This window comes from Streptomyces sp. CA-142005 (assembly GCF_050942335.1).
GTDB lineage: Bacteria > Actinomycetota > Actinomycetes > Streptomycetales > Streptomycetaceae > Streptomyces.
Genome location: NZ_CP192078.1, coordinates 9,451,378 through 9,476,335 on the forward strand (window position 1 = coordinate 9,451,378; position 24,958 = coordinate 9,476,335).

Consider the following 24,958-nt stretch of genomic DNA (forward strand, 5'->3'; position numbering starts at 1 on the left):
CTTTCCGTGAATCTTCCTGTGAACACCCAGGAGAGCGCCGCTCCTTGGGCCCCGGCACGAACCCTGGCCGATCCGGACACCCCCTTCGCCGTCGTCGACGTCCACACGATGCGGCGGAACATCGCACGCCTCAAGGCCAGGGCCGACCGTCTCGCGGTCACCCTGCGCCCGCACGTCAAGACCGCCAAGAGCCTCGACGCCGCCGCCCTCCTGCACTCCGGCACGCCGTGTCCGGTCACCGTCTCCACCCTGGCGGGGGCCGAGGCGTTCGCCGACGGCGGCTACACCGACATCACGTACGCCGTCGGCCTCGACCCGCACAAACTCCCGCGCGTCATCGCACTGTTGCGCCGGGGCATCACCCTGCGCATCCTGCTCGACAGCGTCGAGCAGGCGTCGTCCGTCGCCGAAGCCTCCCGCCTGGCGGGCGTCGCCCTCCCCACCCACATCGAGATCGACTGCGACGGCCACCGCGGCGGCCTCAGGCCCGACGACCCCGCCCTCCTCGCCATCGGCCGCGTCCTGCACGACGCAGGCTGTCTGGACGGCGTCCTGACCCACGCCGGAGAGTCCTACTTCGCCCGCACCCCGGAGGACCAGCGCCTCGCGGCGAAGAACGAACGCGACACCGCCGTCGCCGCCGCCGAGCGGCTGCGCGCGGCCGGTCTGCCCGTGAACGTCGTCAGCGTGGGCTCGACCCCCACCGCGCACGCCGCCGAGGACCTCACCGGCGTCACCGAACTGCGCGCGGGGAACTACGTCTTCTTCGACCTGGTCATGGCCGGACTCGGCGTCTGCCGGGTCGAGGACATCGCCCTCTCTGTGGTGGTGACCGTCATCGGTCACCGCCCCGAGTACGGGTGGATCATGACCGACGGCGGCTGGATGGCCATGTCGCGCGACCGCGGGACGGCCGCGCAGGCCCAGGACCAGGGCTACGGCCTGGTCACCGACCTCGCCGGCAACCTCGTCCCGGGCCTGGTCATGACGGCCGCGAGCCAGGAGCACGGCACGCTCACGACCCGCGACGGCGCCGGCCTGCCCGACCTGCCGATCGGCACCCGCCTGCGCATCCTGCCCAACCACGCGTGCGCCACCGCGGCCCAGCACCGTGGCTACCACGTCGTCGACGGCACCCGCCGGACCGACCGTGCCCCCGCGATCGAGGCCTTCTGGGAACGTGTCACCGGCTGGTGACCACCAGCCGCCGGGAAATTCGATGTCAGAGGCGCCGACGGCTCCGCTAGCGTCGGCCCTGTGACTCCAGCAGATCTCGCGGCCGTCGTCTCCGACGGCATCCACACGGCCATCCAGTCCGGCCGCATCTCGGCAGAGGTGCCCGAGGAGATCCGCGTGGAGCGCCCCCGGCACCGCGGCCACGGTGACTACTCGACCAACGTCGCCCTGCAACTCGCCAAGTCCGCCGGCATGCCCGCCCGCGCCGTCGCCGAGGTACTGGCGCCACTGGTGAGCGCGGCCACCGGAGTGGCGAAGGCCGAGGTGGCGGGCCCCGGGTTCCTCAACATCACGCTGGAGACCGCGGCGATCGGTGCCCTGGCCCGGGACATCGTCCTGGCCGGCGACGCCTACGGCCGCACCGACCGGCTGGGCGGCCTGCGGCTCAACCTGGAGTTCGTCTCCGCCAACCCCACCGGCCCGGTGCACATCGGCGGGGCACGCTGGGCGGTCGTGGGCGACGTCCTCGCCCGGCTGCTCGAGGCCGCGGGAGCGGACGTGTCGCGGGAGTACTACTTCAACGACGCCGGCGTGCAGATCGACCGCTTCGTCCGCTCGCTGCTCGCCGCCGCGCAGGGCCTGCCAGTGCCCGAGGACGGCTACAGCGGCGCGTACGTCCAGGAGATCGCGGACGCCGTGCTGCGGCACCACCCCGGCGCCCTGGACCTGCCGGAGAGCGAGTCCTCCGCCGTGTTCCGGGCGGTGGGCACAGAGCTGATGTTCGACGAGATCAAGACGTCGCTCGCCGCGTTCGGGACCCACTTCGACACCTACTTCAACGAGAAGGACCTGCACGACCGGGGGGACCTGGACGCCGCCGTCACCCGGCTGCGCGACGGCGGCCACGTCTACGAGACCGACGGCGCACTCTGGCTGCGCACCACGGACTTCGGCGACAACAAGGACCGGGTGCTGGTCAAGAGGGACGGCTCGTGGACGTACTTCACCGCGGACTGCGCGTACTACCTGAACAAGCGGTCCCGGGGCTTCGAACGGGTCGTCATCATGCTCGGCGCCGACCACGCCGGCTATGTCGGCCGGATGCGGGCGATGGCGGCCTGTTTCGGCGACGACCCGGACCGGCATCTGGAGATCCTCATCGGCCAACTGGTCAACCTCGTCAAGGACGGCAGGCCGGTCCGCATGAGCAAGCGCGCGGGTACGGTCCTCACCCTCGACGACCTCACCGAGGCGGTCGGCATCGACGCCGCTCGCTATGCGCTGGCGCGGGCCAGCGTGGACGCGATGATCGACCTGGACGTCGACCTGCTGACCCGGCAGTCGAACGACAACCCGGTCCACTACGTCCAGTACGCGCACACCCGGCCCTGTGCCGTACTGCGCAAGGCGAGGGAAGCCGGGATCGACAAGGGCGCCCCGGAGGAATTCGACCCAGCCCTCCTCACCCACGGACGCGAGGCGGACCTGCTGGGCATACTGGCCGAGTTCCCGCAGGTGGTGACCACCGCGGCCACACTGCGCGAACCACACCGCGTGGCGCACTACCTGGAGGCGCTGGCCGGCACCTACCACCGCTTCTACGACGCGTGCCGGGTCCTGCCGCGGTCGGGCGAGACCCCGGACGACCGTACCCGGGCCCGGCTGTGGCTGACGGAGGCCGCCAGGCTGGTGCTGCGCAACGGGCTGCGCCTGCTCGGTGTGTCGGCGCCGGAACGGATGTGAGCCCCCCGGTCCGCAGCTCGGCGGGCGCTGCCGGAAGGCCGGTTGGAGGGAGATGCTCGGGGGCCGGCAGGCGGCTGTTAGACGACCGGTCGGAAGATGTCGGCGACGACGTCGGACGGCGCCGGAGCCGCATACGCCTCGACGAACCACTCCCGGCCGAACAGCCACCCGAAGACAGGGGCCGGAATCCGGACCAGCACCCTCAGCACCGGAGCAATCCGACCGGTGCCCGACACCTCTGAACGATGAGCGGCGAGAGCCGCCCGCTTCCGTGCCGCGAACCGCCGGACATCCACCGTGTGGGTGATGGCCGCGCGCGAGGTGTAGGCGGTGCGCACCGGGTCCTCGTCGAGCCGCAGCGGGATCCTCATAGCCGAGGAGCACGTTCACCCCTTCCTCGCGGAGGACGGCGGCCAGCCGCCCGGCCGCCTCCTCCGGGTCCGCCCGCACGAAACGTGCCCGGTCCGGCGGATCCGGATAGAGCACCGCACCGTGGCCGCTGTCCGCATACCCCAGATGCACCACACGCTGCACGCCCAGCAGAGCAGCACTCGCCCGAAGCTCCGCCAGTCGCGGCGCTCCGCCATCCGGCACGGCGTCCATGAGCCCGTCCGTGGCGACCACGATCACGACACGATGCCCCTCGGCCGCGGCCCGCGCGAGGGTGCCTCCCGTCAGAAACACCTCGTCGTCAGGGTGGGCGTGAAAGGCCAGGACGGTTGCCATGAGTCCATCCTGGACCACGAACCCCGCGAACGGCCTTTGCTGCTCCGGCCGGTGGACGCCATGGTGAGCACCCGACCCTCTATGCTGCCGGGATGATCAAGCCGATTGAGCTCGTCATATTCGACTGCGACGGCGTGCTGGTCGACAGTGAGCGCATAGCGGCGTGCGTCCAGGTCTCTCTCGGCGCGGAGTTGGGCTGGCCGCTCACCCAAGAGGAGGTCGTCGAGCGCTTCATCGGGCGCTCGCATGCCGTCATCCGTGAGCAGGTCGCCGCCCGGCTGGGCGAGGAGACCGCGGCGGTCTGGGCGGAGCGGTTCGAACAGCTCCACCGCGAGGCCGTGAACGCCGATCTCGCGCCGGTGGACGGACTGCCCGAGGCGCTGGACGCGATTGCTCTGCCGACCTGCGTGGCCTCCAGCGGGTCCCACGACAAGATGCGCCACACCCTCGGCCGTACCGGGCTCTACGACCGGTTCGCGGGCCGCATCTACAGCGCCACCGAGGTCGCCCGTGGCAAACCTGCCCCCGACCTGTTCCTGTATGCCGCCCGGCACATGGGGGTCGATCCCGCCGCCTGTGTGGTGGTCGAGGACAGCCGGCCCGGCGTCCTGGCCGCCCGCGCGGCCGGCATGCGTGCCTTCGGGTACGCCGGCGGACTCACCCCGGCCGAACGGCTCGAAGGCCCTGGCACGACCGTCTTCCACGACATGCGCAAACTGCCCGCACTCATCGCCGAGCAGTGAGTCCTCGACGACTGGGCGTAGGAATGACGGTGACTACCCTCCGGTGACGTCACATGCCTCGTCGCGCTCGAAGCCGAGATAGGTCCAGGACACTCCCGGACGGCCGTGCGGGTCCTCCCGCTGGGCGTGGTGGAGGAGGTCCAGGCCGTGCCTGCGGGCGAGACCGGTCGTCTCCTGCGCCGTGACAGGGAACATGCGGCGGCCCTGCGGTACCGGGCCGTGGCGCAAGGAGAGGATGATCCGGCCGCCGCCCGCGAGCAGGCCGGCCAGACGGGCCATCGCGAGGGCGCGTTGCCGCTCGTCGAGATGCATCCAGACCGCGGTGAGCAGGATCAGGTCGAAGCGGGTCCCCGCCGCGACCAGACCGGGCAGTTCGGGCAGCGCGTCATCGGTCCATTCGATCCGCTGGTCGGCGTGGCGGCGCCGGCCCAGCGCGCGCAGCTCGGCAGTGGGTTCGGCGGCGACGACCCGGTGCCCCTGCGCAGCCAGCGCTGTCGCGTCGCGCCCGCTGCCCGCGCCGACGTCCAGCACCGTGCTCGGCCGGGTGGGGAACAGATGCAGCACTTCGCGGTGCACCTCGGCGAAGGTCACGCTCTCGTACTGCTCGGCCAACGCCTCGGCCGCCTGCCCGTATCCGGCGGTGCTCTCCATTCCCTGCAACTGCTCGCTGGTCGCGTCACGGCTCATGTCCCGGAACACTACGGCTCCTTGGGGATCAGTCGCCGACGCGACGAAGATCACCGCCTTGCCGTGCCGGACTCCCCGGTTCCTATCGCCGGTTCCACCACGGACGACGGGAGTTGGGCGAACGTCGAACTGGCCGACTCATAGGACCCGCTACCGACCCCGACGTTGACGACCGAGCGCGCCCACCGAGAGCGTTCTCACAGACAATCGCCGTGCTGTCGTGCCCCGGCACCGACAGACTGCGGGCATGGAATTCTTCTGCTACCACCGCGATCGGCGAGGCTCGCTGGCGCTGCGCATGGAGCTCCTGGAGGCGCACTGGTCGTACATGGACCGGTTCGACAAGGAGCTGATCGCCCGCGGTCCGACCCTCACCGGTGACGGTGAAGTGCCCACCGGCAGCGTGCACATCGTCGACCTGCCCGATCCCGCCGCTGCCCGCGCGTTCGCCTTCGACGAGCCCGGCTACCAGGCCGGCATGTACCGTGACGTGCTGCTGCGCCGATGGCGCAACATGCTGGGGCGCACCATGTGGGACTTCCCCGGCGGGCGGAACGGCGGCCGCCGGTACCTCGTGCTCGGCCTCGGCCAGGGACAGGCCGCCGACCTCGCCGTGCCGCCGGACCGGGACGAGCTGATCGCATACGGACCACTGCTGTCCGACGACGGCAACACCTGGCTGGGTACGGCAGCCCTGCTCCGTGCCCCGGACCCGGACACGGCACGCGCCGTGCTGACCGTGGACCGGTATGCCGAGATCGAGGTCCACGACTGGCAGTTCGGCGGACGGCCATCATGAACTGCCGTGCGGGGCCCCGCCAGGGCCGTCTTCTCTGCGTGACGGCTGCGACCTGAGCGGCTGTCAGAAGGACGGAAGTCTTTGCCCGGGCCGATGCGTTTCTTGGGCTGGACCCGGCATGACGCTCCGCTGGCGTACATGTTCCACCTCTCGGATGTCGGTGCACGACGCGCACCCCGCTCGCCGGCTCGACACAGTCCGAGGAGAAGCCATGTCCCGACGTCCGGCCCACCCCGCACGTTCCGTCACGGCGGCTGCCGCCGCGCTGGCCGCGGTCGGTGCGCTCACCGCCGCGGCCGCACCCGGCCCGGCGCGCGCCTCCGTCCAGCCGCACCCGGCTGCCCGGCACGTCCTGCTGCTGTCCGTCGACGGTCTGCACCAGTCCGACCTGGCCTGGTACATCGCCCGTCACCCCCACTCGGCGCTCGCCGGGCTCACCGCAGGCGGCGTGCAGTACACCCGCGCGGCGACCACCAACCCCTCCGACTCCTTCCCGGGGATGATCGGCCAGCTCACAGGCGGCGACCCGGGCACCACGGGCGTCTACTACGACGACACCTACAGCTCCGCCCTCCTGCCGGCCGGCACGACCGACTGCGCCGGCGCGAAGCCCGGTGCCGAGGTCGACCTCACCGAGGACCTCGACCGGAACAAGGACTCCCTCGACGCCGGTCAGGGCCTGAGCGGCCTGCCCGGCAGCATCCTGCAGATGACCGGCGACCCCGCCCGGCTCATCGACCCGTCGAAGCTGCCGGTCGACCCGACGACCTGCAGACCGCTCTACCCTCACTCCTATCTGCGGGTGAACACCGTCTTCGACGTGGTCCGCACGGCCGGCCTGCGCACCGCGTGGTCCGACAAGCACGCCGCCTACGACATCCTCGACGGTCCCTCCGGCAACGGCATTCAGGACCTGTTCACGCCCGAGATCAACAGCAAGGCCATCGGCTACGACGCGGGTGACTGGACGAAGGACAACGCCGCGACCGAGCAGTACGACGGGTACAAGGCGCAAGCCGTGCTCAACGAGATCGACGGCTACGACCACAGCCGTACCCACAAGGTCGGCACCCCGGCGGTCTTCGGCATGAACTTCCAGTCCGTCTCGACCGCCCAGAAACTGCCCACCTCCGACGGTCTGACGGGCGGTTACCAGGCGAAGGGCGTGCCCGGCCCCCTTGTGGTGAAGAACCTCGACTTCGTCGACCGGCAGGTCGGTGCGTTCGTCGCCGAACTCCGCGAGCGGCACCTCGCCGACAGCACCACCGTCATCCTGTCCGCCAAGCACGGACAGTCGCCCACCGACCCCACGGCGCTGATCCGCATCGACGACGGCCCGCTGTTCGACGGCCTCAACGCCGCCTGGAAATCCGCCCACCCGGGTTCCGGCGACCTCGTCGCCCACGCGGTGGACGACGACGCCATGCTGATCTGGCTCACCGACCGTTCCCCGGCCGCCACCGGCTTCGCCAAGGACTACCTGCTCGCCCGGTCCGGCACGGGCAACGACATCGACGGCAAGGCCAAGCCGTTCACCGCGAGCGGTCTGCGGGCCCTCTACGCGGGTGCGGACGCCGCACGGTACTTCCACGCCCGGCCGGGCGACTCCCGCGTGCCCGACCTGGCCGGCGTCGCCCAGTACGGCGTCGTCTACACGGGCGGCAAGGGCAAGATCGCCGAGCACGGAGCCGCCCACGCCGACGACCTCGACGTCCCGCTCGTCGTCTCCGGCGCCGCCGCCCCGCACGGCGTACGCCTCGACGGACCGGTGCACACGACCCAGATCGCCCCGACCATCCTGCGGCTGCTGGGCCTGGACCCGCAGGACCTGGACGCCGTCCGTATCGAGCACACCCCGGCGCTTCCCGTGCGCTGACCCTCTGAACCCCCGCGCCGCTCAGGCGCCTGCTCCGGATGGCGTACTGCCTTGTTACACACTTTCGGGTGGCCGGCTTGGGTGGCGCGTGGGGTGGCGGAATCAGGAGTTGGTTGCCTCAGGCTCGTGTTTTCAAGGCGCGCGCGGCTGACCGGCCCTCAACTTTCTGCATTCAGAACATGAATGGTCATTGCAGGCGAGAGTCATAGATTCATGCAGGATCCGTAATCTCCTTCGCGTTTTCTGCACAAATCGGGACGTAAGTAGCAAGGTGTGCGTGTGCGGCCGACCGGTCGCCGACTCCCACCACGCACCCTCGTGAAGGGGGACCTAGTGTCCGTTTCTTCTCCCGCCCGCCGTATGACCGCAGCCGCCGCCGTGGCCGCAGCCATTGTGGGCACCGCGGCGCTCCCCGCCGCTGCCGTCGGCCACCAACTGGGCCGTATGCACCACGCGGAGGTGTACATCAGCGGCGTACGGCACGACTGGCAGGGCCGGGACTACCGCTCCAACCGCTCGCTGAACAAGGAGTGGGTGGACATCACGAACGACTCCCGCCGGGGGATGAACCTGAACGGCTGGACGCTGTCCGACCGGGACGGCTACACCTACACCTTCCGCCACGTGTGGCTCGAGGGCCGGGGCACCGTCCGTGTGCACACGGGGATCGGCCGCGACACCAGGAACGACCTCTACCAGGACCGCCGTTACCGCGTGTGGGATCTCAACGCCGACACCGCGGCCCTGCGCGACGACCGCGGCCGCCTGGTCGACTCCGTCTCCTGGGACTGCCGCAGCCACCGCTGGGACATGGACCGCCGCGACGGGGCCGGATGGCACCACGGCCACGGCCGCTACCGCCTCGGTGCCGGCGAGTACCACCACGGTGACTACCACCACGGCGACTACCGTCACTGATCCGCCGGCCCGAGGCCCCGGGTGCACTGCTGAAGGCACACCTGCACGGGGCCGGCCCCGGACGGCCGCACGCCGTCCGGGGCCGGCCCCTCACACTCTGCCCAGAAGCCCTGTGCGGCGGGCGCCTGCTGTGGTCCTGGCTCCGCGACGGCGCCCACTTCTACGTCTGCGGCGACGCCTCCCGCATGGCCAAGGACGTCGACCAGGCCCTCCGCGAGATCGCCATGGTCCACGGCGGCCTGGACGAGGCGGAGGCGGCGGCATACGTCAAACAGCTCGGCGCCGAGAAGCGGTACGTACGCGACGTGTACTGACGGCCCGCACCAGCGCCCGGTCCCGCTCGCTCCCCGCTTTTCACCCCGGCGTGCGGCACCCCGATGCCCGCTGTCGGGCCGTGGGGGACTAGCGTCTTCCCGTTACGGATCCGGGCCGGTTCTTCCGTGTCGCGCCGAAGGAGGACGATCTGCATGGATGGTCACGCGACGACCGAACTGTCGGCGGGCCAGCTCCCCGAGCTGACCACGGGGCGTCTGCTGTCCAACTGGCACCTGGACGTCCCCGCGCTGCTGCTGGTCATCGCCCTGGGCGCGCTCTACGGCTGGGGCGTCGCGCGGCTGCGCGAGCGGGGTACGCCCTGGCCGCCGGCCCGGGTCGCCGCGTTCGCGCTGCTCGGCCTGGGCGCGCTGGTGGTGGCCACGATGTCCGCCCTGGCCGTCTACGACCACGTGCTGTTCTGGCCGGCCGCCGTGCAGAACATCCTCCTCGACCTCGTCGCACCCCTGGGCCTGGCCCTCGGCGATCCGCTGCGGCTCGCCGTCGAGGCACTGCCGGAGGGGGCCGCCGTACGAGTGCGCCGGGCCATGTCCGGCCGTCTGGTACAGGTGCTGACGTTCCCGCTGGTGAGTACGGCTCTGGTGCTGGGCACCGAGCTGACGGTGTACTTCACGCCGTACTTCGAGACCGCCCTGCGCGTGGGCTGGCTGCACGAACTGATGTATCTGCACCTGCTGGCGGCCGGATGCCTGTTCGTCGTACCGGTGCTGACCCATGAAGCGGCGCTGCCCACCTGGTGCACCCACCCGGTACGGGCGGCGCTGGTGTTCCTGGACGGCATCGTCGACGCGGTCCCGGGTGTCGTGGTGATGACACACAGCACGCTGATCGCGGGCGCCTGGTACCTGCACCACGCGCCGACCTGGTCCCCGGACGTGGAGCACGACCAGCAGATCGGCGGCGGCGCGATGCTCAGCATCGCCGAGCTGGTCGCCTTGCCCTTCCTGCTGGCGCTGCTGTTCCAGTGGGCGCGGGCGGAGCGGGTCCAGACCGCGGCCCTCGACCGCCGCCTCGACGCGGAACTCGCTCCCGTCACGGCACCGTCCCCGGACGCCGGCCAGGCGGCCGCTCCCGAACGGGTACGCCCCTGGTGGGAGACCGAACAGAACGAGGTGGCCGCGAGGATCCGCAGCCAGCACCGGGAGAAGTGAGCCTGTCATGATCGCGTGTGCACGGTTCGGCTTCCGCCGAACGGTCGGCGCCCTACCGTCACCCGCATGGACACCGCACCGCACCCGGCCGGGAACACCGGCACCCACCTGACCATCACCCCGAGCATCCTCTACTTCGGCACCCCCGTCGTGCTGCTGAGCACCGAGAACGCCGACGGCACCTTCAACCTGGCGCCGATCTCGTCGGCCTGGGCGCTCGGGCAGGTCGTGGTGCTGGGGCTCGGCAGACAGGGGCAGACCGGAGCGAACCTGGCGGCCCGGCCCGAGCTGGTCATCAGCCTGCCCGAACCCCGGCACTGGGCGGCCGTCGAGCGACTGGGCGAGCTCACCGGCCGGCCCGCGGCCGCCGGGCACGGACCGCGCCGCGCCCGCTACGAGCCGGACAAGTTCGCGGCGGCCGGCTTCCGGGCCCAGGCCTCGCACACCGTCCGCCCGCCGCGGGTGGCCGAATGCCCGATCCAGCTGGAGGCGCGGGCCGCCCGTGTGGGCGCCGACGCCGCCGGGGACTTCCTGATCGTCGAGGCCCGGGTGCTGAAGGTGCACGCCGACCCGCGCCTGGTGGTCCCCGGAACCCAGCACATCGAGCCCGCGGCCTGGAGCCCGCTGATCTACAACTTCCGGCACTACTTCGGACTCGGCCCCGAGCTCGGGCACAGCGGCGTCTCCGAAACGCCGAGCAGGGGCGCCGTCGCCTCCGTGCGCTGAGTGCCTCGCCCCATGGCGCGGTGGCGCGGTCCGGGGGAGGCCGGAATCCGCCCGAAGGAGTAGGCTGATATTCATCGAATGGTGAATTAGGTGAACCGATGGTCTCGTGAAAGGGCAGACCGCCATGGAACAGACCACATGCTGCGTCGTCGGAGGCGGCCCCGCGGGCATGGTGCTCGCTCTGCTGCTGGCCCGCTCCGGTGTCCCGGTGACGGTGCTGGAGAAGCACGGCGACTTCCTGCGCGACTTCCGCGGCGACACCGTCCACCCCTCCACCCTGGCGCTGCTGGACGACCTCGGTCTGGCCGAGCGCTTCGCCGAGCTGCCGCAACGCCGGGTCCGCACCGTCCAGTTGCCCATCGGAACCGACGGCGCGGCGGTCAAGGTCGGGGACCTCTCGGTCCTGCCAGGTCCCTACAACTACGTGGCGATGGTGCCCCAGTGGGACCTGCTGGACCTGCTCGCCGACGAGGCCCGGCGCGAGCCGTCCTTCGAGCTGCGGATGAACACGGAGGCGACCGGCTTCCTGATCGAATCCGGACGGGTGAACGGGGTGCGCTACCGCACCGCCGACGGCCGCACCGGCGAGTTGCGCGCCCTGCTCACCGTCGCCTGCGACGGCCGCGGCTCACTGGCCCGTTCCCGCCCGGAGCTGCGCCTGCGCCGCTTCCCCTGCCCGATGGACGCCTGGTGGTTCCGGCTGCCGCGCCGGGACAGCGATCCGCAAGGGCTCTACGGCGCCGCCGGTGACCGCTTCCTGACCGCGATGATCGACCGCGGCGACTACTGGCAGTGCGCCGGGATCATCCCGAAGGGCACCGACGCCCGGCGCCGCGCCGCCGGCCTCGACCGCTTCCGGGCCGACTTCACCGCGGCCGTCCCCTGGATCGCCGACCGCGCGCACGCCCTGCGCTCATGGGACGAGGTCAAGCTCCTCGAGGTACGCCTGGACCGCCTGCGCCGCTGGCACCGACCCGGCCTGCTGTGCATCGGCGACGCGGCGCACGCGATGTCCCCGATCTTCGGCATCGGCATCAACCTCGCGGTCCAGGACGCCGTGGCCGCCGCCCGCTACCTCACCGAGCCACTGCGCCGGGGGAGGGTGGACCGGCGCGACGTACGCCGTCTGCAGCGCCGCCGCCGTCCCACCACGGTCGCCACACAGACCCTCCAGCGAGTGGCCCACGCCCGCCTCATCGCTCCCGTCCTGCAGGGCCGGCCACCGCTCGGGCGGGAGCAGCGGGCCCGGCGCATGGCGCGGCTGCTCGCCGAGTCACGGTGGGTGCGCCGGCTGCCCGCGTACTTCATCGGCTACGGCGCACTCAAGGAACGGCCGCCCGAAGCGGCCGTCCGGCGGGCACGGCCGGACACCGAAACGGTCGGATGAAAATGGTCGGACTGAAATTGCCGGGACGTTGCTGTCCTGTCGGCGTCGGCTCGTTCGTCGTGAAGGTGGACGGCAGACACGACCAAGGAGGACACCATGAAGTACGTACTGCTGCTGACGCGCGGCGCCTGGCAGGAAGAGGGTTCCGACGAGGAGCGCGGAGAGGTCTACGGCCGGCTCATGGAGTGGTTCACCAAGCACCGCGCCGACGGGACGATCGTCGACGCCCAGCAGCTCCGCGAACCCGACACCGCGACCACGGTCGTGGTCGAGGAGGGCCGCTCCACCATGATCGACCGCCCGCTGCTGGAGGCCAAGGAGGCGATCGGCGGCTACGCGATCGTCGAGGTGCCCGACCTGGACGCCGCCCTGGAACTGGCGGCGAGCTTCCCGGTGCCGGACGGCAAGGTGGAGGTGCGTCCGCTTGTCGAGCGCTGACCCGGCAGGCGCCGGGGACACCCGGTCGCTGATCGAGCGGGTCTTCCGCGAGGAGGCGGGCCGGCTGACCGCCAGCCTGGTCCGCCTCCTCGGCGACTTCGACCTGGCCGAGGAGATGGTCAGCGAAGCCGTCGTCGAGGCGCTGCGGCACTGGCCGAGCACCGGCCCGCCCAGGCGGCCCGGAGCCTGGCTCCTGACCTGCGCGCGCAACAGGGCCCTCGACCGCATCCGCCGCGAGGCCCGCTTCCAGGACCGCCTCCCGCAGCTCGCGGCCCGCATCGAGGCCCTGCCCGAGTCGGCCGAGCGCGAGCCCGACGACCGCCTCCGGCTCATCTTCACCTGCTGCCACCCGGCGCTGGACCCGGACGCCCAGGTCGCGCTGACCCTGCGCGCCGTCGTGGGCCTGACCACCGCCGAGATCGCGCGGGCGTTCCTGGTGCCCGAGGCCACCCTCGCCAAGCGGGTGACCCGGGCCAAGAAGAAGATCGCCACCGCCGGCATCCCCTACCGCGCGCCCGAGCCCGAGGAGCGCGCCGCACGACTGCCCCAGGTCATGCGCGTGGTCTACCTCGTGTTCAACGAGGGCTGCTTCACCACCGGGGGAGACCTGGGGGTGCGGCGCGAACTGGTCGACGACGCCGAATGGCTCGCCGCCCTCCTCGCCGGCTCACTGCCCCAGGAACCGGAACCCCTCGCCCTGCTCGCCCTGATCCGTCTGCACGCGGCCCGCTGGCCCGCCCGCCTGGACCCCGAGGGGCGGCTCATTCCGCTCGCCGACCAGGACCGTACCCGGTGGGACAGCCGGCGCATCCGCAGTGCCACCGCCCTCATCGAGCGGGCCGCCGGGCTCGGCAGGCCGGGCCCGTACCAGGTCGAGGCCGCCATCGCCGCCGTGCACTGCGAGGCACCCACCTGGAAGGACACCGACTGGCCCCAACTGTTGCGCCTCTACGACATGTTGCTGGCCGTCGACCCGTCGCCGGTGGTGTGCCTGAACCGTGCGATCGTGCTCAGCCACACCGACGGCCCGGCCGTCGCGCTGGCCCAAGTCGAGGCTTTGGGTGATCAGTTGGGACGCTATCACCTGTTCCATGCCACCCGGGCCGCACTCCTGCGCGACCTCGGCCGCGACGCGGAGGCCATCGAGGCCGACCGACAGGCCCTCCGCCTCACCGCCAATCCCGCCGAGCGCTCCCTGCTCACCGCCCGCCTGACGCCGTAGACGTGACACGTGCTTCAGGGGGGCCTTGCTTCAGCGGAGGTGCGCCCGGAGGGTAGCGGCCGGAGATGTCTCCTTCCAGTGACACGACGGTCCTCACCACTTCATCGGCATCCTGTACGCCGTAAGCCGGTGTTGTGCGCGCCGCTCGCGTGAACCGGTCCACCGGCCCACGGCACCGACACATCACGTCGTGCCGTCGACCTCCCGCACCAGCTCTATCGCCCTGGCCAGGGTGTCCAGCCGGGCGTGCAGCGTCTCCCCGGCCGGGTACAGGCGCACGGTGTCCACCCCGGCGGCGCGCCACACCCGGAGCCGGTCGCGCACCATGGCTTCGGTACCGATCAGCGTCGTACCCAGCACCATCTCGTCGGTCACCAGCGCCGCCGCGCCGTCCCGGTCGCCGGCCTGCCATCGCCGGCGCACCTCGGCGGCGACCTCGGCCCAGCCCTGACGGCTGTAGGCGTCGTTGTAGAAGTTGGTGGACGCCGAGCCCATGCCGCCCAAGCTGAAGGCCAGTTCCTTCTTGCGCCGGGCGGTCATCGCGCCGAGCGCCTCCTCGTCGGGTGCGAAGGCGACTTCGGCGCCCTGGCAGACGTCCAGGTCTCCGCGGGTACGGCCGCCGCGGGTCAGGCCGTCGTCGAGATGGGTGAAGTAGGCGTCGTCCGCGCCTTCGGGTACGAAGCTGGTGCCCAGCCAGCCGTCGGCGACCTCCCCGGTGAGCCGCAGCATGGCCGGTGACAGGGCGGCCAGGTACAGCGGGACCGGGTGCTCGGCCCGCATCGACAGCCGCATGGGAACCGCCTCGCCGCCGGGCAGCGGGATGGTGAACTCCGCCCCCGAGTAGGAGAGTTTGTCGCCGCTCAGCAGCAGCTGGACGATCTCCACGGTTTCCCGCATGCGGCGCAGCGGCCGGGCGAACGGCACCCCGTGCAGTCCCTCCATGACCTGCGGGCCGGAGGCTCCCAGGCCCAGCAGGAAGCGCCCACCGGAGAGGTTGGACAACGTGATGGCGGTCTGCGCGACGGCGGCCGGGGTGCGGGTGCCCAGCTGCATGATCCCGGACCCCAGCAGCATCCGGTCGGTGAGCGCGGCGTAGTAGCCCAGCGCGGAGGGGGCGTCGGAGCCCCAGGCCTCGGCGACCCAGCAGATGTCCAGGCCCAGCTTCTCCGCCTCGACGACGAAGTCCGCCTGCTCGGCCCAGTTCTCGCCGCCCGACGCCTCGATCGTGGTGGCCGTACGCATCACGCCTCCGCCTGCTTCTTGATGTGGCCGAGGGTCGTGGTGATGCTGCGCTCGAACTCGCGCAGTCGTACGAACACGATCTTCTGCTCCTTGTCCGGCATCCGGTCGATCGCGTCGGAGAGCCCTGAGCGTCCCGGGCCCAACTGCATCCACTGCGACAGCTCCGTGCCGCCGTTCTCGGGCCGCAGGCGGAAGCGCCAGATCGCGGAGGGGCTGGCGGGGTCCTGCACCGCCCAGGCGAGGACTCGTCCGGGTTCGCACTCGATGACATGCGAGGTGGTGGACCACTCGCCGAACGCCTCGTGCCTGCTGTGGCCGACGAACCGGGCGCCCACGGAGGGTCCGTCGGCGCCGTCGAGCCATTCGACGGACTGGAGTTCCTCGCTCATGGCCGGCATCAAGGCGATGTCGCTGACCAATCCCCACACCCGGTCCGGTGGGGCGTCGATCCAGGTACGCACCTCGACCGTGGGTTTGTCCGCGTAGCGCGCGCCTGTCCACCCCACGTCAACCGGCCTCCTTGCCGTCAGGGTGTGGCATCAGCGTTGCGTCATAAGACTTACCCTGTCAAGAGCGCGAAGGCAGTCCTGATCAGGCCGTACCGAACCGGCGTTGGACATCCGGCCGGCGCCTGAGCCGCTCGGGATAGCCGGGTCCCATGTGCATCGACGTCTCCTGGGCCGTCAGGGGGCGTCGGCAGACGGAGCACACCACCTCCGCCGTGGTGTCGTGGTCACACGCATCGTGGTGGAACACCACGGGGATGCCCTCGTCGCCGGCCAGCCACCGGTCGCCCCATCGGGACATGGTGGCCAGCACGGTGAAGAGGTCGCGTCCCTTCTCCGTCAGGACGTAGTCGTAGCGCGGTGGTTCGCTCTCGTAGAGCCGCTTCTCCAGCACCCCCTCGTCCACCAGACGGCGCAGCCGGTCGGTGAGGGTGTTGCGTGCGATCCCCAGTTCCTGCCGGAACTCGTCGAAGCGGCGGATGCCGTAGAACGCCTCCCGCACGACGAGGGGTGTCCAGGGGTCACCCAGCAGGTCGAGGGTGCGCGCGACGGAGCACGGCCAGTTGGCGAAGGACGTTCGTTTCATGCTCCCGATGGTAGTCAGTCTCGCGAAGAAACTCAGCAGGGTCATGGCGGGTCGCTCGATCTGCCAGGTCACACCAACCCCAGTGTCGGTGCCCCCGGTTATGGTGCCCGCCATGGACAAAGGACTGCTGACACAAGCACTCTGCGGTTCCTGGGAACAGACCCGGTCGGCCCGCGATGCTCTGGTGGAGCAGGGGGCGGCCGTCGTCGGCGCCGTGCTGGACGTGCTCTGCGACGAGCAGTCCCCCGTCGAGTGGACGGTCTCGGCGAACGTGCTGTGCCGGATCGGGGAGCCCGCTCTGCTCCCCCTGGCAGACGCAGCCGGGACGGCGGACTCGCCCGAGATCGAGAGAAGAGCCGGATGGGCGCTGGGACGGCTGGAGGTGGGCGATCAGGGGGTCTATGCACCACTGCTGGATCACCCGCATCCGACGGTGCGCGGCACTGCTCTCTTCGCCTTCCAGACCCAAGGAGAGGCGGCGGTGGGGTTCGTCGACCGGCTGATCCCGTTGCTCGGAGACCCGGAACCCGAGGTCCGGCGGCGAGCGGTCGTGACGTTCCAGGCGATCGGCACCGCGGCCGTCCCCGAGCTGCGACGCGTGCGTCGTAGTCCCGCACCCGGGCCCAGGGTGAGAGCCGGCGCTCTGGAGGCGCTTGCCGCCGCCGCGGGCCCCGCCGCTCTCGACGCGGGGGACCAGAACGCCTGGCGTCGGCTGACGAGAATCAGGCTCTTGGCCGAGGTTCCCGAAGGCATGCACCTGTGCGGGTCCTGGTACGCGGTGCGGACCGCCGACCAGGCCGCGGTACTGGACGCCTTCGACCTCGCCGACCCCGAGCCGGTCACGCTTCGAACCGGCGCGGCGGCCTGGAACCACGATCACCACGACTGGCGGCGCACCCGCCCGCACTCCGGCTGCTCCCGGGTCTTCGTCAGCCCCGCCCTGGAAGGCTGGACGCTGGTCTTCGGCGACTCCTCCGAGCACAGGCACCGGATCGACGAGGCAGAGGACCCGGACGAGGCCCTCGACCAGGTCGTGCGACAGCGGTGCGCCGACCTGAGCCGCCGCTTCGGGGCCGCGCAGTGGTACGGGATGAGCTGCGGCGACGGCTGGACGGCCTGGTGCATCGCCGAAGCCGGAGAAGTGGTGCGCCAGTACGACGCGTACGACGCCGAGGAGCACGGTGACCGAGGACCCGCGCACCCCGCCGAGTCCGGCTATCTCCTGCCTCACCAGGACGGGTTCCCCGAGGGCGCCTTCGACGGCGTGAGCGCCTCGGACACCGAAGCGTTCACCGCCCGCTACCACCAGGTCAAGGAGGAACTCCGGATCCCTGACACCTGCTACGCCAACGACATCGCGGCTCGGCTGTCGGTCGATCCCGCGGCGCTCGGCGCGAACACCAGGATCGAGGGCTGCGGAGTCCTCGCTCTCACGGCGTGCGGCCGGGAGCACGGCCATCCCGCCGGAGCGTTGCCCGCGTGACGCAGCCGAATCCGGTCTCGCGCGGCTCAGGTGAGGGGCAGTCGCATGAGCGTCAGGTCGAGCCATCGGCCGAACTTAGTGCCCACCTCCGGCACGGTGCCGACATGCTGGAACCCGAACCGTTCGTGCAGCCGGATCGACGCGGTGTTCCCGGCTTCGATGCCGGCGATCATGACGTGGTGACCGGCAGCGCCCGCCGAGTCGATCAGGGCCGCCAGCAGTGCGGAGCCGATGCCGAGCCCGTGCCGGTCCTCGCGGACGTAGACCGAGTCCTCGACCGTGTAACGGTATCCGTCCAGCACTCGCCAGGGACCGTAGACGGCGAACCCGGTCACGTCGCCCGCCGTCTCGGCCACGAACGCCGAGCCCCGCTCCAGGTGGGTGGCGAGCCATGCGACGCTCTCGGGGGAGGACTGCGGGGTCTGGGTCCACAGGGCCGTGGAGTGCTCGATCGCGTGGTTGCGGATGGCCCGGATGGCCTCCGCGTCACCGGGCAGGGCTCGGCGGACCGTGACGGCCGCAGGGCGTCTCTCGTATATTGGATCCATGTCCAACATAGTAGATCCGCTGGTGGGGCGGATCGCTGCCCGAGTCCGCACCGAACGCGAACGGCGCCGGTGGACCCTGGCCCAGCTCGCGGACGTCTCCGGTGTGTCGCAGGCCATGATCAGCCGCATCGAGCGCGGGGAGAGCAGCCCCACCGCCGTCGTCCTGGGCAAGCTGTCGGCCGCGTTCCAGCTCAGCATCGCCTCCCTGCTGGCCCTGGCCGAAGGGACGCCGGACGGCTCCCCGAGCGCGGCATGCGTGCGCCGCCGGACGGACACGGCCGAGTGGCGGGACCCCGGCACCGGCTACCGGCGCCGCCAGATCACCGGCCCGGACTTTCCCGCCGAGGTCGCCGAGATCCGCCTGCCCGCCGGCGCCCGGGTGCCGTACCCGGCGGCCGCCTTCGCGTTCGTCCGACAGGTCGTCTGGGTCCTGGAGGGCCGTCTGACCTTCCACGACGGCGACACGGTCCACGAACTCGACGCGGGCGACACCATCGAACTCGGCGAGCCCGCCGAGCGCGCCTTCGCCAACGCCACCGACACGGAGTGCCGTTACGCGGTGATCCTCACCCGCGGCACGCAGCCATGACCCGCCCCCTTCCCCGAGGCGGCACGCTGCTCCTCGCCTCCATAGCCGGGACGGCGATCGCCAACAACTACGCCGTGCAGCCCGCGCTCACGGCCGTCGCCGCCGAACTGGGCGTTTCCCTCTCCGTGATCGGTCTCGTACCGACCGCCGCCCTCACCGGCTGCATGACCGGATTCGCCCTCCTGCTTCCCCTCACCGATCACCTCGCCCCCAACCGCCTGGTGGCCGTCCAGCTCACCGCCCTGGCCGCCGCGCTCACCCTCGCCGCGACGGCACCCGGACCGGTCGTACTCCTGGCCGCGTACCTGCTCGTCGGGGCGGCCGCCAGTGTCGCGGCCCAGGGAAGCACCATCGCGGGACGCCTCGCCCCGCCCGGGCGCCGCGGAACCGGCGTCGCCGCGGTGTCCGCCGGTATGTCGGCCGGCATCCTGCTCAGCCGCCTGGTGGGAGGAGCGCTCACCGACATGCTGGGATGGCGCCGGATGCTTCTCGTCTTCGCGGTGCTCGCCCTGCTCGGTGCGATCGCCGCGGCCGCGCTCCTGCCCGGGGAACGGCCTGCCGCCGACCGCAGTTACCGCGCCGCTCTGCTGTCACTGCCTCCATTGCCGCGCCGGTTCCCCAAGCTGCGCCGCGCGGTGGTCATGGGCGGACTGTGGTACTTCGCCTTCAACATCATCTGGGTCGCTCTCGCCCTGGCCTTGGCCGAGCCTCCGTACTCCCTCGGCCCGACCACCATCGGCCTGTACAGCCTGGCCGGGCTCCTGGGCTTCGGCGCCCTCCCGCTCACCGGCCGACTCGCCGACCGCCACACCCCGGCCACGGTGATCATCGCCGCCATCCTGGCCGCGGCCGCCGGAACCGCGCTGCTGGCCACCGGCCTGAACACCCCGCCGGTCACCGCCCTCGGCCTCGCCCTCTTCGACGCCGGCTGTTTCGCTGCCCAGGCCGCCAACCTCAGCAGCATCATCGCGCTCGACCCGCACCGCTCCGGCAGCCTCAACAGCGTCTATCTGGTGCTGTACTTCACGGTCGGAGCCCTCGGCACCGCACTCGCCGCACCCCTGCTCGACACCCTCGGCTGGCAGGGAACCGCCCTCACCGCCCTCACCGCGCTGCTCCTCGCCGCCGCCCTCGCGCTCGCGGACGTCAAGGCCGGGCGCACCGGCCGGACTCTGCGACGCGATCCGCAAGCACCGGAGCGGGAGCGAGTGGGCGGATCAACGACCTGATGAACTCCCGGGCCGCATACGGCTGTGTGCCGGCACGGTGGCCATCGGGTGGGCGGCGACGGCGTGCCGATCGTCGCCCGGGGGCGTACCGTCCCCATAGGAGGGGGCGGGTGCAGCCGGCGTGCCGACCCGCGCTGCCCGGTCGGAGGCCCCTCCGCGTGACGTTCGAGGAGTCACGGCTGCCAGGCTGGAGGCGTCTTGTGACCAGTGCTGGTGCTGGGGCAGCGGACGCGGAGGCGCTCGATGCCGCGTTCGCCGACGCCGTGCGCCGGACGGGTGCGGCCATCGGCGGGCTCTACCTCCTCACCCCCGACGAAGAACAGCTGTTCCTGGACGTGCTGTACGGGGCCCCGGTCGAGTTCGCGGCGCCGTGGGTGAGGGTCCCGCTGACCGCTCCGGCGCCCGTGGCCGACGCGGTGCGTGAGGATCACCTGGTGTGGGTGGCCCCGGAGGAGACGGCCTGCCGCTATCCGCGCACCGCGATGGCGCTGCCGTACCCGCTCGCGATCGCCGCCGCCCCGGTCGCCGGTGTGCGCCGGTGGGGAGCCCTGCTGCTGATGTGGCCAGCCACCCGTCCGGCGCACATGACGCAGCGGGAGCGAGGACACATCATGTCCAGCTGCGGACGGCTGGCCAGGCTGCTCGAGGAGGGCGTCGCCCACGGACGGTTTCCGGCCCCGCGGGACGTCCCGCGCACCCTCCCCGCCGGAGCGGCCCGCCCGGCCGCGGGTCCCCCTCTGGCCGCCGCGGACTTCGTGGAGCGACTGCCGGGCGGCAGCTGCGCCCTGAGCCTGGAGGGGCACTTCACCTACCTGAGCTCCGGTGCCTGTGAACTGCTGGGCCGGGGCGCCGACGAACTGCTGGGCACGCTGCCGTGGCAGTCCCTGCGCTGGCTGGACGATCCGACGTACGAGGACCGTTACCGCGCTGCGGTCATCAGCCGGGAGCCCGTCGTCTTCACGGCCTGCCGTCCGCCGGACTGCTGGCTGGACTTCCATCTGTATCCGGACGCCAGCGGCATCAGCGTCCGTATCGTGCGTGCCGGGGTGGAGCGCCCCTCCACCCCGGCACGCCCCCGTACGGCGCGCACCGACGCACCGGCCCGGGCGGGCCGCATCTACCAGCTGATGCACCTCGCCGCGGGGCTGACGGAGGTGGTCGGTGTCCAGGACGTCATCAACCTCGTCGCCGACCAGATCATGCCCGCCTTCGGAGCCCAGGGACTGGTTCTGTCCGCCGCGGAAGCCGGGCGGCTGCGGATCACCGGACACCGCGGGTACGACGCCGACAGCATCGAACGCCTCGACGGACTGCCCCTCGACACCACCTTCACCCCGGCCGGGCAGGTCCTCGCCCGGGGCATCCCCGCCTTCTTCTCCCATCCCGAGGAACTGCGGCGCGTCTATCCCGAGTCCTCGCAGATCAGCGGCAAACAGGCCTGGGCCTTCCTGCCGCTGATCGTCTCCGGCAGGCCCGTCGGCTGCTGCATCCTGTCCTACGACCGGCCCCACGAGTTCACGGCCGAGGACCGTGCCGTCCTGACCTCGCTCGCCGGCCTCGTCGGCCAGGCCCTGGACCGCGCCCGTCTCTACGACGCCAAGCACGACCTCGCCCACAACCTCCAGCAGGCGCTGCTCCCGCCGGCTCTTCCCGTCGTCCCCGGCCTGCGGACCGCCGCCCGCTATCTGCCCGCCACCCGGGGCATGGACATCGGTGGAGACTTCTACGACCTCATCACGCTCAGCGCAACCTCAGTCGCGGCCGTCATCGGCGACGTCCAGGGGCACGACGCGGCCGCGGCCGCCCTCATGGGGCAGGTCCGCACCGCCGTCCACGCCCACTCGACCCTCGGCACCCCGGACCGGGTGCTCGCCGCTACCAACCGGCTCCTCACGGATCTCGCTCCCGACCTCTTCACCAGCTGCCTGTACGCCCGCCTCGACTTCGCCGTCGGCAGCGTGACCCTGGCCAGCGCCGGACATCCGCCACCGATCATGCGCCTGCCCGGCGGCGACACGCGGCCCCTGGAGGTGTCTCCCGGGCCCCTCCTCGGCATCTGCGCGGACGCCGCCTTCCCCGTGACCGAGGTTCCGCTCGCTCCTGGGCTGATGCTCACCTGCTACACCGACGGCCTGATCGAAGTGCCGGGAGTCGACCTCGACGACTCCATCGCCGCCCTCACGCGCCATCTCGCCCAGGCGGACGACAGGGACCTGGAGGCACTCATCGACACCCTGGTCGGGGCAACCGGCACCCGGCGGCAGCGCACCGACGACCTCGCCCTGCTCGTACTGCACTTCCTGGGTCACGAGCCGTGATGTCCGTTCGGCGCGTCGGTCATGCCTGGCATGGCCGTGTGTCAGCCGAGGTCTCTCAGGTCGACTCCCGCACCACCAGTCGGCACGGCACCGTGTGCATCCCGGGCGTCGCGTCCGCGTCGATGGCCTCCAGCAGACGCAGCGCCGCGACCCGCCCGATCTCGGCGAGGTTCATGTCGATCGTGGTGAGCGGAGGACGGCTGGCCAGCGCCATCGTGTCCCAGTTGTCGTAGCCGACGACGGCGATCTCGCCGGGGACGTCCGCACCGCGTTCGCGCAGGGCGTCGGCCACGCCCCGGGCGATCTGGTCGTTGCCGCAGAAGAACGCGTCGGTGTCCGGGGCCGTGCGCAGCACCGCGTCGGCGGCGCGGCGGCCCCAGGCCTCGCTCCACTCGCCGAAGTGGACGCGGCCCGTCGACAGGCCGAGTTCGGCGGCCTCCAGGTGTTCCACGGCGTGGCGGGCGCGGTCGCGGGCGGCGGCGTGGTGCTCAGGGCCGGTGACGTGGGCGATGCGGGTACGGCCGGTGGCCAGGAGGTGCTCCATCGCCAGCCGGGCTCCACCCCGGTCGTCGGAGACCACCGACGTGTCCGCGGGGTCGGTGGAGGGGGACAGCGCGTAGACCACCGGGGTGGACTCCAGGCCCGTGACACCGGTCAACGGGGCACGCGCGTCCGTGCGGCGGCCGGTGACGATGATGCCGTCCACCCGGCGGTCCAGCAGGTTGCGCAGATGGTGGACCGTCGAGCATCCCAAGCCGGGCGAGGTCGTCTACGCCGACGCCACCGGCGTCCTCACCCGCCACTGGAACCACCGCGACGCCCACCGCACCCGCGTCACCGAGGACTCCGCACACGTCGCGTTCGTCCTCGAAACCCTCCGCGCGGACCGTGACGGCGACCTCCTCAAGGTCGCGGCCGACGAGTTGCGGGGTCTGCTCGCCCCGCACGCCGACCAGACCGCCGTGCACTACCTCAGCCCCACCCAGCCCCAGGCCACTGCCTGAGACCTCGGCGCGCGAGGCGCGATGTGCCGGCGTCCGTCACAGGTTGATCATGTGCCCGGCCAGGCCGTGGACCGCCTCCTGGATCGCCTCGCCGAGCGTCGGGTGGGCGTGCACGTTGCGGGCGATCTCATGGACGGTGAGGTCCCATTGCTGGGCCAGGGTCAGCTCGGGCAGCAACTCGGTGACGTCCGGGCCGATGAGGTGCCCGCCGACCAGCTCGCCGTACTTCGCGTCGCTGATCAGCTTCACGAAGCCGGTGGCGTCGCCGAGGCCGTGCGCCTTGGCGTTCGCGGTGAACGGGAACTTCGCCACCTTGACGTCGTAGCCCAGCTCGCGTGCCTGCGCCTCGGTGTAGCCGAAGCTGGCGATCTGCGGCTGGCAGAAGGTGGCCCGCGGGATCATCGCGTAGTCCAGTTCCATGGTCTCCGCGTCCGCGATCGTCTCGGCGGCGATCACACCCATCGCCTCGGCCGCGTGCGCCAGCATCAGCTTCGCGGTGACGTCGCCGATGGCGTAGAAGTGCGGGACGTTCGTACGGCAGTGGCCGTCGACGTCGATCGCGCCGCGCTCGGAGACCTGCACGCCGGTGTTCTCCAGGCCGTAGCCGCTCACGTTCGGGGCGAAACCGAGCGCCTGGAGGACCTTGTCGGCCTCCAGGACCTGCGGCGAGCCGTCCTTCCCGGTGACCGTGACCCGGACCCGGGGGCCGGATTCGTCGATGGAGTCGACGCGGGTGGAGGTGAGCGCGTCGATGCCCAGCCTGCGGTACTGCTTGGCGAGTTCGGCGGAGACCTCGGCGTCCTCCAGCGGGGCGAGCCGGTCCAGGAACTCGACGATGGTGACCTTCACGCCGTAGCTGTGCAGGATGTAGGCGAACTCGACGCCGATCGCGCCGGCGCCCGCGATGATGATCGACTGCGGCAGGTCCTCGGCGAGGATCTGTTCCTCGAAGGTGACCACGCGGGAGCTGCGCCGGGTGCCGGGCAGCAGCTTGGGTGTGGCGCCGGTGGCGATGATGCAGTGGTCGAATCCGATGGTGCGCGTGTCGCCGTCGGAGCCGGACACCCGGAGGGTGTGCGGGTCGAGGAAGGTGCCGTGACCGTCGATCTCGGTGATCTTGTTCTTCTTCATCAGGAAGTGCACGCCCTTGACCCGGCCGTCGGCGACCTTGCGGCTGCGGCGGAACGCCTCGCCGTAGTCGAAGGACACCTGCCCGTCGACGCGGATGCCGAAGGTCTTCGCCTCGCGGGTGACGATGTGCGCGAGCTCGGCGTTGCGCAGCAGGGCCTTGGTCGGGATGCAGCCCACGTTCAGACAGATGCCGCCCCAGTACTTCTGCTCGACGACGGCGACGCGTTTGCCTAGCTGGGCGGCGCGGATCGCGGCCACATAGCCACCGGGGCCGGCACCGAGTACCACCACGTCGAAGCGGTCGTCCTGCTGGTCCACCATCGATGCCTCCTGCAGTGGGACGCGTTCGGGCTCCGGCCAGAGTTCCCCGTTCGACGCCGGCGGCAAACAGGTGGCT

At 71.5% G+C, this 24,958-nt stretch carries 23 protein-coding genes and 3 pseudogenes; 17 read left to right on the forward strand and 9 right to left on the reverse strand.

The window, feature by feature from the left end; genetic code table 11:
* The first annotated feature begins 6 nt into the window (after window positions 1–6).
* Together ACQPXS_RS43595 and argS are read left to right on the forward strand one after the other, a co-directional pair.
* Window positions 7–1,197 (forward strand): DSD1 family PLP-dependent enzyme, encoded by a 1,191-nt coding sequence (locus ACQPXS_RS43595; RefSeq protein ID WP_433455008.1) that lies wholly within the window; start codon window positions 7–9, stop codon window positions 1,195–1,197.
* A gap of 60 nt (window positions 1,198–1,257) precedes the next feature.
* Entirely contained in the window at window positions 1,258–2,919 is a 1,662-nt protein-coding gene (gene argS, locus ACQPXS_RS43600) for an arginine--tRNA ligase (protein WP_433455009.1), read from the forward strand.
* A 77-nt stretch (window positions 2,920–2,996) separates the two neighbouring features.
* Here argS and ACQPXS_RS43605 read toward each other — a convergent pair whose 3' ends face one another.
* Together ACQPXS_RS43605 and ACQPXS_RS43610 are read right to left on the reverse strand one after the other, a co-directional pair.
* Complete coding sequence (locus ACQPXS_RS43605) at window positions 2,997–3,290, reverse strand: hypothetical protein (protein WP_433455010.1); 294 nt, start codon at window positions 3,288–3,290, stop codon at window positions 2,997–2,999.
* 79 nt (window positions 3,291–3,369) lie between these two features.
* Window positions 3,370–3,645: pseudogene (locus ACQPXS_RS43610) on the reverse strand (PIG-L deacetylase family protein); the annotation flags it as partial.
* Between the two features lie 92 nt (window positions 3,646–3,737).
* On the opposite strand from ACQPXS_RS43610, the gene ACQPXS_RS43615 reads away from it, so the two are divergent.
* Complete coding sequence (locus tag ACQPXS_RS43615) at window positions 3,738–4,388, forward strand: HAD family hydrolase (RefSeq protein WP_433455011.1); 651 nt, start codon at window positions 3,738–3,740, stop codon at window positions 4,386–4,388.
* Window positions 4,389–4,421: 33 nt separating this feature from the next.
* Here ACQPXS_RS43615 and ACQPXS_RS43620 read toward each other — a convergent pair whose 3' ends face one another.
* A complete protein-coding gene (locus ACQPXS_RS43620) occupies window positions 4,422–5,075 on the reverse strand; it encodes a class I SAM-dependent methyltransferase (protein ID WP_433455012.1) in 654 nt (217 codons plus the stop codon).
* A gap of 247 nt (window positions 5,076–5,322) precedes the next feature.
* Between ACQPXS_RS43620 and ACQPXS_RS43625 the strand changes: the two genes are divergently transcribed.
* The 9 genes and pseudogenes from ACQPXS_RS43625 to ACQPXS_RS43665 all read left to right on the forward strand — a co-directional run bounded on the left by ACQPXS_RS43625 (window position 5,323) and on the right by ACQPXS_RS43665 (window position 13,925).
* Entirely contained in the window at window positions 5,323–5,874 is a 552-nt protein-coding gene (locus tag ACQPXS_RS43625; RefSeq protein ID WP_433455013.1) for a YciI family protein, read from the forward strand.
* Between the two features lie 211 nt (window positions 5,875–6,085).
* Entirely contained in the window at window positions 6,086–7,750 is a 1,665-nt protein-coding gene (locus ACQPXS_RS43630; RefSeq protein WP_433455014.1) for an alkaline phosphatase family protein, read from the forward strand.
* Between the two features lie 360 nt (window positions 7,751–8,110).
* Window positions 8,111–8,668 (forward strand): lamin tail domain-containing protein, encoded by a 558-nt coding sequence (locus ACQPXS_RS43635; protein ID WP_433455015.1) that lies wholly within the window; start codon window positions 8,111–8,113, stop codon window positions 8,666–8,668.
* Window positions 8,669–8,787: 119 nt separating this feature from the next.
* Window positions 8,788–8,982 (forward strand): annotated as a pseudogene (locus tag ACQPXS_RS43640) (diflavin oxidoreductase); the annotation flags it as partial.
* 153 nt (window positions 8,983–9,135) lie between these two features.
* Entirely contained in the window at window positions 9,136–10,152 is a 1,017-nt protein-coding gene (locus ACQPXS_RS43645) for a cytochrome c oxidase assembly protein (protein ID WP_433455016.1), read from the forward strand.
* A 66-nt stretch (window positions 10,153–10,218) separates the two neighbouring features.
* Window positions 10,219–10,878 carry a flavin reductase family protein gene (locus ACQPXS_RS43650; RefSeq protein WP_433455017.1) on the forward strand — a complete coding sequence of 220 codons (660 nt, stop codon included), beginning with the start codon at window positions 10,219–10,221 and terminating at the stop codon, window positions 10,876–10,878.
* A gap of 124 nt (window positions 10,879–11,002) precedes the next feature.
* Complete coding sequence (locus tag ACQPXS_RS43655) at window positions 11,003–12,265, forward strand: FAD-dependent oxidoreductase (protein WP_433455018.1); 1,263 nt, start codon at window positions 11,003–11,005, stop codon at window positions 12,263–12,265.
* 96 nt (window positions 12,266–12,361) lie between these two features.
* Window positions 12,362–12,703: a YciI family protein gene (locus tag ACQPXS_RS43660; protein WP_365328740.1), complete on the forward strand. Its 342-nt coding sequence runs from the start codon at window positions 12,362–12,364 to the stop codon at window positions 12,701–12,703.
* On the forward strand, window positions 12,690–13,925 hold the full coding sequence (locus ACQPXS_RS43665; protein ID WP_433455019.1) for an RNA polymerase sigma factor: 1,236 nt from the start codon (window positions 12,690–12,692) through the stop codon (window positions 13,923–13,925). Before ACQPXS_RS43660 ends, ACQPXS_RS43665 begins: the two co-directional genes overlap by 14 nt.
* Window positions 13,926–14,108: 183 nt before the next feature.
* Here the strand turns inward: ACQPXS_RS43665 and ACQPXS_RS43670 are convergent, their stop codons facing one another.
* The 3 genes from ACQPXS_RS43670 to ACQPXS_RS43680 all read right to left on the reverse strand — a co-directional run bounded on the left by ACQPXS_RS43670 (window position 14,109) and on the right by ACQPXS_RS43680 (window position 16,259).
* Window positions 14,109–15,167, reverse strand: a complete 1,059-nt coding sequence (locus ACQPXS_RS43670; protein WP_433455020.1) for an LLM class flavin-dependent oxidoreductase — start codon at window positions 15,165–15,167, stop codon at window positions 14,109–14,111.
* On the reverse strand, window positions 15,167–15,673 hold the full coding sequence (locus ACQPXS_RS43675) for an SRPBCC family protein (protein WP_433455021.1): 507 nt from the start codon (window positions 15,671–15,673) through the stop codon (window positions 15,167–15,169). The genes ACQPXS_RS43670 and ACQPXS_RS43675 overlap by 1 nt, the downstream gene beginning before the upstream one ends.
* Before the next feature lie 85 nt (window positions 15,674–15,758).
* Entirely contained in the window at window positions 15,759–16,259 is a 501-nt protein-coding gene (locus ACQPXS_RS43680; protein ID WP_433455022.1) for a winged helix-turn-helix transcriptional regulator, read from the reverse strand.
* 112 nt (window positions 16,260–16,371) lie between these two features.
* Between ACQPXS_RS43680 and ACQPXS_RS43685 the strand changes: the two genes are divergently transcribed.
* A complete protein-coding gene (locus ACQPXS_RS43685) occupies window positions 16,372–17,742 on the forward strand; it encodes a HEAT repeat domain-containing protein (RefSeq protein WP_433455023.1) in 1,371 nt (456 codons plus the stop codon).
* Between the two features lie 26 nt (window positions 17,743–17,768).
* Here the strand turns inward: ACQPXS_RS43685 and ACQPXS_RS43690 are convergent, their stop codons facing one another.
* Window positions 17,769–18,290: an N-acetyltransferase family protein gene (locus ACQPXS_RS43690; RefSeq protein ID WP_433455024.1), complete on the reverse strand. Its 522-nt coding sequence runs from the start codon at window positions 18,288–18,290 to the stop codon at window positions 17,769–17,771.
* Between ACQPXS_RS43690 and ACQPXS_RS43695 the strand changes: the two genes are divergently transcribed.
* The 3 genes from ACQPXS_RS43695 (at window position 18,289) to ACQPXS_RS43705 (ending at window position 22,426) form a co-directional block, all read left to right on the forward strand.
* Window positions 18,289–18,879, forward strand: a complete 591-nt coding sequence (locus ACQPXS_RS43695; protein WP_433455025.1) for a helix-turn-helix domain-containing protein — start codon at window positions 18,289–18,291, stop codon at window positions 18,877–18,879. The two genes, ACQPXS_RS43690 and ACQPXS_RS43695, sit on opposite strands and share 2 nt — an antisense overlap.
* Window positions 18,876–20,108 carry an MFS transporter gene (locus ACQPXS_RS43700; RefSeq protein ID WP_433455026.1) on the forward strand — a complete coding sequence of 411 codons (1,233 nt, stop codon included), beginning with the start codon at window positions 18,876–18,878 and terminating at the stop codon, window positions 20,106–20,108. The genes ACQPXS_RS43695 and ACQPXS_RS43700 overlap by 4 nt, the downstream gene beginning before the upstream one ends.
* Before the next feature lie 200 nt (window positions 20,109–20,308).
* Window positions 20,309–22,426, forward strand: coding sequence for a SpoIIE family protein phosphatase (locus ACQPXS_RS43705; RefSeq protein ID WP_433455027.1), 2,118 nt, complete (start codon window positions 20,309–20,311; stop codon window positions 22,424–22,426).
* A gap of 55 nt (window positions 22,427–22,481) precedes the next feature.
* Here the strand turns inward: ACQPXS_RS43705 and ACQPXS_RS43710 are convergent, their stop codons facing one another.
* A complete protein-coding gene (locus ACQPXS_RS43710) occupies window positions 22,482–23,132 on the reverse strand; it encodes a substrate-binding domain-containing protein (RefSeq protein ID WP_433456215.1) in 651 nt (216 codons plus the stop codon).
* Between the two features lie 31 nt (window positions 23,133–23,163).
* On the opposite strand from ACQPXS_RS43710, the pseudogene ACQPXS_RS43715 reads away from it, so the two are divergent.
* Window positions 23,164–23,430: pseudogene (locus ACQPXS_RS43715) on the forward strand (hypothetical protein); the annotation flags it as partial.
* A gap of 36 nt (window positions 23,431–23,466) precedes the next feature.
* On the opposite strand, the gene lpdA reads toward ACQPXS_RS43715, so the two are convergent.
* A complete protein-coding gene (gene lpdA, locus ACQPXS_RS43720; protein ID WP_433456217.1) occupies window positions 23,467–24,879 on the reverse strand; it encodes a dihydrolipoyl dehydrogenase in 1,413 nt (470 codons plus the stop codon).
* Window positions 24,880–24,958 lie beyond the last annotated feature (79 nt).